The organism is Methylorubrum rhodinum (assembly GCF_014199935.1).
GTDB classification, from domain to species: domain Bacteria; phylum Pseudomonadota; class Alphaproteobacteria; order Rhizobiales; family Beijerinckiaceae; genus Methylobacterium; species Methylobacterium rhodinum.
This window is the reverse complement of the sequence record NZ_JACHOP010000013.1, coordinates 75,681-88,134: the sequence shown is the minus strand read 5'-3', so window position 1 is coordinate 88,134 and position 12,454 is coordinate 75,681. Positions and strand designations below refer to the sequence as shown.

The following is a 12,454-nucleotide window of genomic DNA, read 5'->3' as shown; positions in this document are numbered from 1 at the left end:
TGGCGCCTGAGGCCTAACCAGCCATTTAGCGAAGACCTTATCCCTGTTCCTTCAACGATGTCGTGCCTAACGCCGCGTTGAGGCGGATCGGAGGATCCTCGTCGACGACCGCCGCGCGACCGGAGCTGCGTAGCCATCTGCCGGGACCTAGGCTGGGCCAGTAGCGTTGTACGTCCCACCGTCCTGGCCGGAGACCCCGATGTTCAACCCCTTCTGCGCCGCGTTCCTGCTCGCCCTGGAGGCGCAGAGGGTCATTGAGTTGCGGCTGGTGCGCATCGCCTGGGGCGGGGCCGATGCCCGGTCCGAGATGATCTCGATGGTCGGCGAGAAGGTCGTGGCCGCGATGGAGGCGACCAATACCGTGATGGCCGGCGGCTCGCACGACCAGGTCGTGGCCCGCTACCGCGAGTTGGTCGCCGACAACACGCGACGGCTGACCGCATGACCGGAACCCGGACGTTGGCGAGGCGCGTGAGCTACCGCATCGCGGACCGGCCGGACGGGCGCTTCGACGTCATCGTCGTCCTCCACCCGGGCAAGGTCTTCCGCCGTCGGGGGTTCGCGACCTTGGCGGACGCCGAGGACGGCGTCGAGGTGCTGCGCGCCGTCATGCCGGCTTGCGGCGCGCCTCTGTGCATGGACCAACGGGTGACCGAGGTGGAACCCCGGGGCAGGCATTTCCCGGACGTCCGGAACCTCTTGGAACGACAAGGCATCCCGTCGGCAGGGCGCCGCACGGGAACGCGGCCCCCCGACCGTTCGGGTCGAGGCGTGCCGACCACGGGCCGCGCGTCCCGTTCTCCCGTCCGACCCTCAACCGACCGGGACGCCTGAGAGGGCCACGTCCGGCGGGTCGATCAGGGGAGCCGCCTCAAGGCGAGCCTCCACGTCGTCGAGGTTCTAGCCGAGCCGAACGACGCGCTCCTCCCACGCCGCCCATGCCTCCTCGTCCGCGCCCGCGACGGCCATGCCCGTCTCCACGAGGCGGTCCCTGAGGGCGCGCGAGCCCGCCACGGTGTAAGGGAAGCGCTCGACGCTCCACGGCGCCAGGTCGACGAGCACGTCGTCCACGTAGGGCCGGCCGTGCGCAGGGTGTGGCGCCGTCCCGCACACTCATCGAGCGGGGCCTCCTCCGGGCGGCGCTCCGCATCGAGTGCAATGGCGGCCGGGGCGCCCGTTGGCGGATCGTGGGCGCGATGACACAAACCGACGGTAGCCAGCCGCAGGCGGCTCCATGACGGTCATCGGCATGCGCATGGCGCGCACCGCCGCTACGAACGGGTCTGTGAGGTCCGCGCCTTCGTGTCGTCGCGGTGGAGGCGACGGGAAGCATCGACCCGCGTCACGAGCGGCAAAGGAGACGCCGGAGGCCCCCATTCTGACCTATCCCTATCCCGAACGTCCCCGCGCGTCCCGGGTCGGACGAGGATCAGGCGCGGCCCAGGACGAGGCGCATCTTGGTCGCGAGCTCCTCGCGCTGGTAGAGCTTGCTGAGCAGCGGCAGGTCGGCGGGGACGCTCTGGTCGTCGAGGGCGGTGCCGGTGTAGCCGGAGGTTAGCAGCACCCGCAGGCCGGGGCGCAGGCGTCGCGCCTCGACTGAGAGCTGCACGCCGTTCATGCCGCCGGGCATGACCACGTCCGAGAACAGGATGTCGATCCGCTCCGGGCCCTGCAGGCGGTCGAGCGCCTCGGACGCCTGGGTGGCGGTCAGCGTGCGGTAGCCGAGCTCGCCCAGGCTCTCGACCGCCATCTCCAGCACCGCCGGTTCGTCCTCGACCACCAAAACGACCTCGCCGGCAGCGGCGCGGCGTTGCGGCAGCGGCCCTTCCGGCCGGCTTTCCACCGCCTGTCCGACGCCGCGCGACAGGTAGAGCTCCACGCTCGTGCCCTGGCCGGGCTCGCTCTTGATCTGCGCGTGCCCGCCGGCCTGCCGCACGAAGCCGTACACCTGGCTCAACCCGAGCCCGGTGCCCTTGCCGACGTCCTTGGTCGTGAAGAACGGCTCGAAGGCGCGCGCCATCGTGGCCGCGTCCATGCCGTGGCCGGTGTCCTTCACCGAGACGAGGACGTAGGCCCCGGGGCTGAGGTCGCCCCTGTCGGCGATCTCATGGGCGTCGAGGTGGGCGTTGCAGGTCTTCACGGTGAGGGTGCCGCCGCCGGGCATCGCGTCGCGCGCGTTGACGGCGAGGTTCAGCACCGCGCTCTCGAACTGGCCCGGGTCGAGCCGGACCGGGTCGAGGCTCGCGTCCAGGTCGAGGCGGACCTCGATGGTCTCGCCGACCGCGCGCCGTAGCAGGCTCTCGAAGTCCTTTAGCAGACGGTTCGGGTTGACCGTCTCGGGCCGCAACACTTGCCGGCGCGAGAAGGAGAGCAGCTTCTCGGTGACCTCTGCCCCGCGCTTGGCCGCCGTCATCGCGGACGTCGCCAGCCGCTCCACACGCTGGGCATTGTCGGGCTTGCGCACGATCATGTCGAGGTTGCCAACGATGATGGTGAGCAGGTTGTTGAAGTCGTGCGCCACGCCGCCGGTCAACTGGCCGATGGCCTCCATCTTCTGGGCTTGGTTCAGCCGGTCCTCGGCCTCGTGTTGGCGCGTCGTGTCCATCACGACGCCGGCCATCGCGACGGCCTTGCCGGCCTCGTCGAGGTACGCCTTGCCGCGCAGCGCGACCCAGCGCGTCGCCCCGTCGGCGCGCCGGATGCGGCAGTGCAGGTCGACTCGGTCCGCTCGGTCCGCGCCCTCAAGCGCGGCGCGCGCCATCGCCCGGTCCTCGGGGAGGACGTGTCGGAGGAACGTCTCGACGTCCCACGTCGCGACGGGCCGGTCGTAGCCGAAGATCGCGTCGTGGCGCGGGTTGCGCCTGGACGCGCCCGTGCGCAGGTCGAGGTCCCAGTCGCCCATCTCGGCGGCTTCCAGGGCCAGGGCGAGGCTGTCACGCGCGAGTTGCAGCTCGGCCCGGCGCGCCTCGCGCTCGTCGGCGGCGGACTCGGCCCGGGCGTAGAGGAAGTCGACCTCGCGCAGGTAGACCCCGAGCAGGATCAGGCCGGCGAACAGCGCCTCCATGCGCCCGGCGAACCAGCCGACCGTGCCGCGCGCGGCGCCGGGCAGGGTGACCATATTGTTGAAGACGAGGAGCAGCAGCGAGACGGCGAGCCAGAGTTGCAGCACGGTGCGGAGCCGCGTCGTCCAACACAGGACGACGAGGGCCGCCACCGACAAGGCCACGATCATGGGGCCGATGCCGGTGGTGGTGACGAGCCAGTAGTCGTCGCCTTCGACGCTTTTCGGCAGGAGGTGGACGTAGCGGGTCACGGCGAGGCCGACGAGCGCGACCGCCGCGGCCACGCCCGCCGCGGCCAGCCACCCGACCCGGGAAACCCATTCCGGCCTGACGGAACGGCTGCGTCCGTCGCCCTCCATGATCGCGTAGGGCAGCGCGAAGAGCGGCGGCCCGAGGTGCCAGAAGGTCCAGAGCCAGGTCGTGGTATCGGGGCCATTGCCGATCAGGCGCCCCTGCACGAGGACGTTGGGGAACGAGAGCAGCTGGAGCAGGACGACCAGCGTCACGTAGAGGCTGCCGGCTCCGAGCACGAGCAGCGGCACCGAGCGGGTGCGGCGGTACTGGGCGAAGAACAGGTAGGTCGTCAGTGCGTAGACCACGGTCAGCGCCGACTGGTACACAGGCACGAAGGCCGGCATCGGCGGCGTCTGCCGACTGACGATGGGCGCGAGGGCCAGGGTGACGGCGCCGAAGGCAAGGCTGACGGCGGCGGCGGCGAGGCGCTGGGTCCTACCGGGCCGCGCGGTCGCAAGGGTCGCGAGCTTCGGCTCCTTGTCGACCATGAGCGTCGTGTGCCCCGTAACGAAGCGCCGTCCGGCCGTGTCCGGCAAGGTCCGGCAAGCTGTTCGCGAAGCCTAAGCGTAGCATGGGCTTGACGGTGGTGCCATGCGCCGGACAGCCCTGGGACTTGGTCCGCGCCTGCGGCCTCATGCCTGAGACAACCTCCTCATAGGCAGGGACAGGCTTCACGCCCTTGAGCGGAGCGACAGCCTCGCATCGTGGTCCCGCCGGTCGCGGGCGGGCCATGGTTCCGAGCGCCGTGTCCGAGCAATTCGACTGGGCGCGGGCACCGATGCCCTCGGCCGGCATTACCATCGCTGGACCCGCGCTTGGGCCGTCGATGGATCACCGAGACATGAACGTCAGAGAAGGCCTGCCCCACCCGCGCGGCGCGCACTGGGACGGCGACGGCACCAACTTCGCCCTGTTCTCAGCCAACGCCACCAAGGTCGAGGTCTGCCTGTTCGACGCCGCGGGCTCCGAGACGGCGCGCATCGAGCTGCTCGAGTACACCGACCAAGTCTTCCACGGGTACCTGCCCGATGTCGGGCCGGGACAGTTCTACGGGTACCGCGTGCACGGTCCGTACGAGCCGGAGAACGGCCACCGGTTCAACCCCAACAAGCTCCTGCTCGACCCCTACGCCCGCGCCCATTCCGGCAAGCTGACCTGGAATCCGGCCGTGTTCGGCTACGTCATGGAAAGCGGCGACGACACCACGTTCGACGAGCGCGACAGCGCCCCGTTCGTGCCGAAATGCGTCATCGTCGATCCGAGCTTCGACTGGGCCGGCGAGCCCGGGCGCCGGCCGGTCCCGTGGGACGACACCATCTTCTACGAGACCCACGTCAAGGGCTTCACGAAGCTCAATCCCGACGTGCCGGAGGCGCTGCGCGGCACCTACGCCGGCCTCGGGCAGAAGGCGGTGGCGGACTACATCAAGGGCCTGGGCGTGACGTCGGTGGAGCTCCTTCCGGTCCACACCTTCGTCGACGACAGCCAGCTCGAAGAGAAGGGCCTGGCGAACTACTGGGGCTACAACACCATCGGCTTCTTCGCGCCGGACCCTCGCTACGCCGCCGACGTGCCCAACAGCCTACGCGAGTTCAAGGAGATGGTCGCCCGCTTCCACGAGGCCGGCTTGGAGGTCATCCTGGACGTGGTCTACAACCACACCGCCGAGGGCAACGAGCGCGGCCCGACGCTGTCGTTCAAGGGCATCGACAACGCCAGCTACTACCGCCTGCTGCCGGACCGGAAGCGGTACTACGTCAACGACACCGGCACCGGGAACACCGTCAACCTCTCGCACCCGCGCGTCATCCAGATGGTGACGGATAGCCTGCGCTACTGGGTCGGCGAGATGCACGTGGACGGCTTCCGCTTCGACCTCGGGACGATCCTGGCCCGCGAGCCGGACGGTTTCGACAGCCAGAGCGGGTTCCTGAAGGCGGTCGGGCAGGATCCGCTCCTGGGCACCGTCAAGCTCGTCGCCGAGCCATGGGACATCGGTCCGGGCGGCTACCAGGTCGGCAGCTTCCCTCCGGGTTGGGCGGAATGGACGGACAAGTTCCGCGACGAGGTCAGGGACGCGTGGCGCGGCGAGGGTCCGGTCACGGCGCTTGCGCCACGGCTGCTGGGTTCGCCGGACAGCTTCAATCACAGCGGCCGGCGGGCGTACTCCTGCGTGAACTTCGTCACCGCGCATGACGGCTTCACGCTCAACGACACCGTCACCTACAACGAGAAGCACAACGAGGCGAACAACGAGGACAACAAGGACGGCAGCTCCGACAACCGGTCCTGGAACTGCGGGACCGAGGGGCCGACCGAGGACGAGGGCATCAATGCCCTGAGGGCGCGCCAGATCCGGAACATGCTGGCCACCCTGCTGCTGTCCCAGGGCACGCCCATGATCCTCGCGGGCGACGAGTTCGGGCGCACCCAGGGCGGCAACAACAACGCCTATTGCCAGGACAGCGAGATCTCTTGGCTGCACTGGGACCTGCAGGACAAGGGCGAGGCGCTCGTCCGGTTCACTCGGAAGCTGACCGGGCTGCGCCACAAGTACCCGATCCTGCGCCACGGCCGCTTCCTCACCGCCGAGGTCAACCCGGAGACCGGGGTGAAGGCGGTCACCTGGGTCAACGCCAACGGCTCGGAGCTCGACGGCGAGGCCTGGGCGGACGCGTCGACGAAGTGTTTCGGGATGCTCATGGACGGGCGTGCCCAGGCCAGTGGCGTGCGCAAGCGCGGCGACGACGCGACGATGCTCCTGGTCCTGAACACTTGGCAGGACATGGTCGGTTTCATCCTGCCCGAGCCGCCGGAAGGCTCTGGATGGCGTCTGCTCGTCGACACCAACGCTCCCGACGACGGTTCGGAGACGACGTTCAGGGCCGGCGACGCCTACGAGGTCACGGGACGCTCGTTGCTGCTGTTCCTCATGGACCGTTGAACCGTTCGGGGAGGCGTATGCCTCGCTTCCCCGGACAATTGGCTCACGGAAATGGCGTCGGAGGTCCGAGTGCGATCAGCGCGTCGGTGATGAGGAGGAAGGTGAACTCGGACGCTTCGGAGGATGCGGGGATCATGCCCGCGGGATACTGGGCGGGCGCTGCGGGAGGGCCCCGCGACCCCGCGGTCGCGTATCGGCTAGCGCTACCCGATACCTTGCGCGCGAGCGGCTTGGCCGCCGTGGCCGATGCCAGGTGTGGATACCGACGCCCGGGTCTTGCCCGACCGGCCCGGCAGGACAGGGTCGCCGCCTTCACGGAGAGGATGTTGTGGCCGCCCGGACATGCCATTCCATGCTAATGGCAGTTCTTGGAAGCCAAGCGGTCATTCCAGCGCCTCTGTTCGAAAGGCCGCTTATGGCGCACAGCTGAACAAGCGGCGTGCGAACTCCTGACCCCTTGCAGACCTTCAAGCCTGCCGGCCCAAAAGTCCGCTGGATAGGAAGAAGCGGACCTATAAGCGGCAGCCACGACATCAACAGGTCCGGGCACATTAGTGTCCTCGACCTTATCGCAGGCCCCATGCGGGGGGGGTACGGCGGAGGGCGTCAAGGGCGCTTATGCCGGATAAGCCGTATCGATGGATCGGCTGATTACCTCTCAGCCTGCGGCCTATGGAATTCCTCTCACGGGCCGTGAGATGCGCCGGAGAAGTTTGCCCATTAGGAGCCGTTCGACGGACGAGTGGAACGGCAACTAACCGGGGCCGTATCTCAATCAGCGGGGTTTGATTTCGGACCGGCTGGCATCAGCCAGGAACGAGCCGGACGCAGGACGGTTCGCCCTCGATGGATACCTACGTCATCGTCTTTGGCGGCTTCGGCGCGCTAGTCCTTCTCACCGCTTGGCTGCCGATGGTGCTGCGGCAATTGCCGCTCTCCCTTCCCATCGTCTGCGTCGGAATCGGCGCTGCTTTGACGACGATCCCGGCGGTCTCCGACATCGCCTTCCACCCACGCGAGCACATCCACCTCGTCGAGCGCCTAAGCGAATTCGTGGTCATCGTCTCGCTCATGGGTGCCGGGCTCAAGCTCGACCGCGCGGTCGGCTGGCGCCGTTGGATCGTCACCTGGCGCCTGCTCGGCATAGCCATGCCGCTGACCGTCCTCGCCCTGGCAGCACTCGCCTGCGTGCTGCTCGGGCTCGGTGCGGCCTCGGCTATCCTCCTCGCGGCGGCGCTTGCCCCGACCGACCCGGTGCTCGCCTCGGACGTACAGGTCGGCCCCCCGCTGCAAGGACAAGAGGATGAGATGCGCTTTGCCCTCACCTCCGAGGCCGGCCTGAACGACGGGCTGGCCTTCCCGTTCGTTCACCTCGCCATCGCACTGGCCGCGGCGGAGGCGTTCGGCTTCTGGGCATTCGCCGAGTGGCTGACGGTCGCGGTGACGTGGAAAATCGCAGTCGGCGTTGCTTTGGGTGCACTGATTGGCCGAGGGATCGGCTGGGTCACCTTTCACCTGCCCAACCACGCTAGGCTGTCCCGAACCGGCGATGGCTTGGTCGCGCTTGGCATCACCTGCCTGACCTATGCGGCCGTCGAGATGGCCCATGGCTACGGCTTCGTTGGCGTCTTCGTAACTGCCCTGGCCTTCCGCTCCGCCCATCGCGGGCACGACTATCACCACAAGATGCATGACTACGCCGAAGAGCTGGAGCGCCTCCTGATGATGGTGCTGCTCGTCGGCCTAGGGGCCGCCCTGGTCGGTGGCGGCCTTCTCGCCGGCCTTAGTTGGAGCGCTGTGGCGTTCGCGGCCTTGGCCTTGTTCGTGGTGCGGCCGGTTTGCGGCTGGCTCAGCCTCATCGGGTCTGGGCGGCCGGCGAGCGAGCGGGCGGTCATCAGCTTCTTCGGCATCCGCGGGCTCGGCACGATCTACTACCTGGCCTACGGGCTAAGCCACGCCGGGTTCGAGAAGGCCGAGGTACTGTGGAGCGCGGCCGCGCTCACCATCCTCGTCTCGGTCCTCATGCACGGCGTGACGGTCACGCCGGTGCTGCGCTTCCTCGACCGCCACAGCGGACGTGATACCGAGAGTGCGCAGCTCAGCCTGCCTCTGCCGTCGTTCGTCACCTCGGGCTCTCGTCGGAGCTAGGGCGAAACCGCCGCGGGTAGAGCTTGCCAAGGAAGGCTCGCAGTTCGATGCGCCGGAGCTCGCCCTCGACGGTCTCGGCAGCTTCGTCCCCGATCGTAAGCGCTCGGTGACGGCCGCCTTGTGCGGGTAGCGCTCCGCTCTGGATACAGGACCTGGCGTCGGATGGCGCTGTATCGGCCCTGTGTCTGGACCTATGACCGCCCCTCACATCATCGTCGCCGGCACGCGCCGAAGCTGGTCGCCCGAGCAGAAGCGGGCCATTCTGGCCGAGGCGGACGATCCCGCCACGACCGCCTCGGCGACAGCGCGCCGACACGGCTTGCATTCCAGCCTGCTGTTCCGCTGGCGGCGCGCCGTGCTGGCCGAGCAGCAGGCCCGGACGGCCTCCGCCCCGCCGACCTTCGTCCCGCTCGCCCTGCCGCCTCCCGCCGCTGCGACCGCCGAGAGGCCGACCGGGTCGGGCGTCGTCGAGATCGAGCTGGCCGGCGGTCACCGGCTGCGAGCCGAGGCCGGTGCGGACCTGTCGCTACTGCAGGGCGTGATCGCGACGCTGCTGGGTCGATGATCCCGGTCCCGTCCGGCTCGCGCGTCTGGCTGGCCACCGGACACACCGATATGCGCAAGGGCTTCGACGGTTTGGCCGCACTGGTGCAGGACCATCTGGCCCGCGATCCGTTCTCGGGGCAGGCCTTCGTGTTCCGCGGTCGGCAGGGGCACCTGATCAAGGTGCTGTGGTGGGACGGCCAGGGCCTGTGCCTGTTCGCCAAGCGCCTGGAGAAGGGCCGCTTCGTCTGGCCGGCCACCGCCGGGGCCGCGGCGGCGCTGACGCCGGCCCAGCTCGCCATGCTGCTGGAGGGCATCGACTGGCGCGCGCCGCTGCGCACCGACCGGCCGAGGATCGCCGGCTGAGGCAGACTACCGAGGCGGCAGCATCCGGGCGCATGGATGTGGCGAGCCCCCTCGGCACGGCTTAAGCTGTTGGTGTGGCTATCGATCCTGCCCTGCTGCCCGACGACGTCGACGCGCTCAAGCGTCTGATCGTCGTCCTGTCGCGCGAGGCGGTCCAGGCCGACACCCTGATCGAGAAGCTGCGCTTCGAACTGGCCCGGCTGAAGCGGGCGCGGTTCGGCGCCTCCTCCGAGAAGCTCGGCGAGCGGGTCGAGCAGCTCGAACTGGCTATCGAGGCGCTGGAGACCGACGCAGCCGAACGTTTGGCTCCCACGCCGGCCATCGCCGAGGCAATGGAGGCTGCACGCCTCAGGCCGGCCCGGCGCGCCTTGCCCGAGCACCTGCCGCGCGAGAACGTAGTTCATGCCGGCCCCTGCACCTGCCCAGCCTGCGGCGGGGCCTTGCGTCGGATCGGCGAGGACGTGACCGAGAGCCTCGACTACGTGCCGGGCCGCTTCAAGGTCGTGCGCCACGTGCGCGAGGCCTTCGCCTGCCGCGCCTGCGAACAGGTGGTACAGGCGCCCGCACCCCACCACGCCGTTCCCCGAGGGCGGGCCGGCCCCGGGCTGCTCGCCCACATCGCGGTGGCGAAGTTCGACGACCACCTGCCGCTCTACCGTCAGGCCGAGATCTACGCCCGTGACGGAGTGGACCTGGCCACCTCGACCCTATCGGGCTGGCTCGGCGCCACCGCGGCCAGCTTGAGGCCGCTGGTCGACCTGCTACGCCGGGAGGTGATCGTCGGCTCGGCCGTCTTGCACGGCGACGACACGCCGATCCCGGTGCTGGCGCCGGGTAGCGGCAAGACCCGGACCGGCCGACTCTGGACCTACGTGCGCGACGAGCGCCCCCACGGTGGCGCTCGCCCGTCGGCGACCGTGTTCTTCGCTTCGCCCGACCGCCGGGGCGAGCGCCCGCTCGCACATCTGGCGGGCTTCTCCGGCGTGCTGGTGGCCGATGGCTATGCCGGCTTCAACGGGCTCTACGAGAAGGCCCGACCGGGCGGCCCGCTGATGGAGGCGGCCTGCTGGGCGCATGTGCGGCGCAAGATCTTCGACGTGCACGCCGCGACCGGCTCGGCTCTCGCCGCGGAGGCGCTGGCGCGGATCGGCGCGCTCTACGGGATCGAACGTGAGCTGCACGGCAAGCCGCCCGACGCCCGCACCCGTGAACGGCAGGCCCGCGCGAAGCCGCTGGCGGCGGCGTTGAAGGTTTGGGCGGAACGGAGCCTGACCCAACTGCCGGGTCGATCCGAACTGGCCAAGGCGTTGCGTTACATGCTGGCACGCTGGTCGGCGCTGACCCGCGCCTTCGACGACGGACGCATCGCGCTCGACAACAATGCGGCCGAGCGGGCGCTGCGCGGCGTCGCGGTCGGGCGCAAGAACTATCTGTTCGCCGGTTCCGACCTCGGGGCCGAGCGCGCGGCCGTCTTCTACACCCTGATCGAGACGGCCAAGCTGAACCGGCTCGATCCCGAAGCCTACCTGCGCGACGTGCTCACACGCATCGCCGATCATCCGGCCAAGCGGCTGGCCGACCTGCTGCCCTGGAACTGGACGCTCGCCCAACCGGCCGCGCACGCCGCATGATCAGGCGGCCCCTCACCGAGCGCTTACCCCCGATCCGCCCGGCACGCCGGAGTTCCGCGAGCTTGGCGCGGGCTGCCGCAAGGGCGCTACGCCGCAGTTCATCCTTGGTCGGTCGCGGCGGAGAGCCATCTGTGCCAAGTGAATGCGTCATCTGTTCGTTTATTTCATCCCCATCACAAGTTGCCGGAGCGCGTCGGTGGCACCCGCGTGGTGTTCAGCCTGCACAGCGAAGACGCGGTCAAGCTGACGAATGCATCCTTCCGGACCGCGCCACACGGTCACCGGGGTCCGACCACCATCCAAATCGCCACGGCGATTGCAGGGGCACCCCGTGGCTGCCGGCAAGCCACGCCGACCTTTGCGAGCGCCCGTGTAGGGGTTGCCCTGACGAAGGCTCGGGTTCGCACGGACTCGATGCCTGGGATCGGAAAGTTAGATCATCGGCATCCATTCGACTGGCAGCAAGCCATCGAACTAACTCTATCAAACGTCAAGAGACACGTTTCGCGAAGAGACACGATTCCGATTGCGGCGACTTAACGTCGGCCAATGCTCTGCATTGGTGCCGATGACAGCCGAAGATGGCTGGTCGCATACCCCACGGCAGGTCAATCATGACGCTTTCCAACATCATGGTCAGCCTCGATGCCAGCAGCAGCACCTCTGCAAGGGTACGTTTGGCCTGCAGCTTGGCGAGACGTTTCGATGCGAAGCTAACCGGTGTGGCGGCGCAGGATCCCCTGCCGATCTCAATCTACGGAAAGGGATCGTACTTGGACAACCACATCATCGAGAGAGCTGCCGCCCACGCACGGGAAGAACTCGGCAAACAACAAGCGGTGTTCCAGGAGATGACTGGTGGTTACAGCAAGGCTCAATTGCGCTTGTATGACAGGGAACCTCTGGGGTGCGTCATCTCGGAATGCGCGCGTTGCGACCTCCTTGTCGCGCGAGGCCTCGACGATGGCAACTCGGGTGACATCGTTCAGGCACTGAGTCCGGCCGAGATCATCCTGCGCGCGGGCCGCCCCGTGCTCATCACGCCTTCGCAGCTCGACGATCTGCCCCTGAGGTGTGCTGTCATAGCGTGGAAGGACACGCGTGAGGCTCGGCGGGCGGTCACGGACGCCATGCCGCTCCTGAAGAGCGCGAACCGTGTGCTTCTCCTGACTGTCGCTTCGACGGAAACGGCGACAAACGCCGAGGCGATAGAGGCATATCTCAAAAGCCATGACATTCCATGCGAGAGAGCCGAGTTGCCGGAGACGACCCATGTCCCCGAAACGGTGACCGGGTTCGCTCGCGATGAGGCGGCAGATCTCGTCGTAGCAGGCGCCTACGGGCACTCGAAGATGCGTGAGCTGGTGTTCGGCAGCTTGACCTACGAGCTTCTCACGTCGCTTCGCACGTCATGCTTGTACAGCCATTAGCCGCCATCAAGATCGGCCGGATCGATGGCATGAGGC

9 protein-coding genes are annotated in these 12,454 nt (G+C 68.5%); 7 read left to right on the top strand and 2 right to left on the bottom strand.

Annotated elements, in window-relative coordinates; translation table 11 throughout:
- Nucleotides 1–199: 199 nt before the first annotated feature.
- Nucleotides 200–445, top strand: coding sequence for a hypothetical protein (locus HNR00_RS15380; protein WP_183570833.1), 246 nt, complete (start codon nucleotides 200–202; stop codon nucleotides 443–445).
- A 455-nt stretch (nucleotides 446–900) separates the two neighbouring features.
- Here HNR00_RS15380 and HNR00_RS15375 read toward each other — a convergent pair whose 3' ends face one another.
- Nucleotides 901–1,071: a hypothetical protein gene (locus HNR00_RS15375; protein WP_183570831.1), complete on the bottom strand. Its 171-nt coding sequence runs from the start codon at nucleotides 1,069–1,071 to the stop codon at nucleotides 901–903.
- Between the two features lie 358 nt (nucleotides 1,072–1,429).
- Nucleotides 1,430–3,844, bottom strand: coding sequence for an MASE4 domain-containing protein (locus HNR00_RS15370; protein WP_183570829.1), 2,415 nt, complete (start codon nucleotides 3,842–3,844; stop codon nucleotides 1,430–1,432).
- Between the two features lie 353 nt (nucleotides 3,845–4,197).
- Between HNR00_RS15370 and glgX the strand changes: the two genes are divergently transcribed.
- The 6 genes from glgX (at nucleotide 4,198) to HNR00_RS15340 (ending at nucleotide 12,418) form a co-directional block, all read left to right on the top strand.
- Nucleotides 4,198–6,300 carry a glycogen debranching protein GlgX gene (glgX, locus tag HNR00_RS15365; RefSeq protein WP_183570815.1) on the top strand — a complete coding sequence of 701 codons (2,103 nt, stop codon included), beginning with the start codon at nucleotides 4,198–4,200 and terminating at the stop codon, nucleotides 6,298–6,300.
- 846 nt (nucleotides 6,301–7,146) lie between these two features.
- Entirely contained in the window at nucleotides 7,147–8,448 is a 1,302-nt protein-coding gene (locus tag HNR00_RS15360) for a cation:proton antiporter (RefSeq protein WP_183570813.1), read from the top strand.
- A gap of 193 nt (nucleotides 8,449–8,641) precedes the next feature.
- On the top strand, nucleotides 8,642–9,013 hold the full coding sequence (gene tnpA, locus HNR00_RS15355; RefSeq protein WP_183570811.1) for an IS66-like element accessory protein TnpA: 372 nt from the start codon (nucleotides 8,642–8,644) through the stop codon (nucleotides 9,011–9,013).
- Nucleotides 9,010–9,357, top strand: coding sequence for an IS66 family insertion sequence element accessory protein TnpB (gene tnpB / locus HNR00_RS15350; RefSeq protein WP_183570809.1), 348 nt, complete (start codon nucleotides 9,010–9,012; stop codon nucleotides 9,355–9,357). Before tnpA ends, tnpB begins: the two co-directional genes overlap by 4 nt.
- A gap of 74 nt (nucleotides 9,358–9,431) precedes the next feature.
- Nucleotides 9,432–10,988 carry an IS66 family transposase gene (tnpC, locus tag HNR00_RS15345; protein ID WP_183570807.1) on the top strand — a complete coding sequence of 519 codons (1,557 nt, stop codon included), beginning with the start codon at nucleotides 9,432–9,434 and terminating at the stop codon, nucleotides 10,986–10,988.
- Nucleotides 10,989–11,602: 614 nt separating this feature from the next.
- Complete coding sequence (locus HNR00_RS15340) at nucleotides 11,603–12,418, top strand: universal stress protein (protein WP_183570805.1); 816 nt, start codon at nucleotides 11,603–11,605, stop codon at nucleotides 12,416–12,418.
- Nucleotides 12,419–12,454 lie beyond the last annotated feature (36 nt).

Bases quoted from the DNA above. Each gene is read 5' to 3' on its own strand.
- HNR00_RS15360 (WP_183570813.1), top strand. From the start codon at position 7,147: ATGGATACCTACGTCATCGTCTTTGGCGGCTTCGGCGCGCTAGTCCTT.
- tnpB (WP_183570809.1), top strand. From the start codon at position 9,010: ATGATCCCGGTCCCGTCCGGCTCGCGCGTCTGGCTGGCCACCGGACAC.
- HNR00_RS15380 (WP_183570833.1), top strand. From the start codon at position 200: ATGTTCAACCCCTTCTGCGCCGCGTTCCTGCTCGCCCTGGAGGCGCAG.
- glgX (WP_183570815.1), top strand. From the start codon at position 4,198: ATGAACGTCAGAGAAGGCCTGCCCCACCCGCGCGGCGCGCACTGGGAC.
- tnpA (WP_183570811.1), top strand. From the start codon at position 8,642: ATGACCGCCCCTCACATCATCGTCGCCGGCACGCGCCGAAGCTGGTCG.
- HNR00_RS15340 (WP_183570805.1), top strand. From the start codon at position 11,603: ATGACGCTTTCCAACATCATGGTCAGCCTCGATGCCAGCAGCAGCACC.
- HNR00_RS15370 (WP_183570829.1), bottom strand. From the start codon at position 3,844: ATGGTCGACAAGGAGCCGAAGCTCGCGACCCTTGCGACCGCGCGGCCC.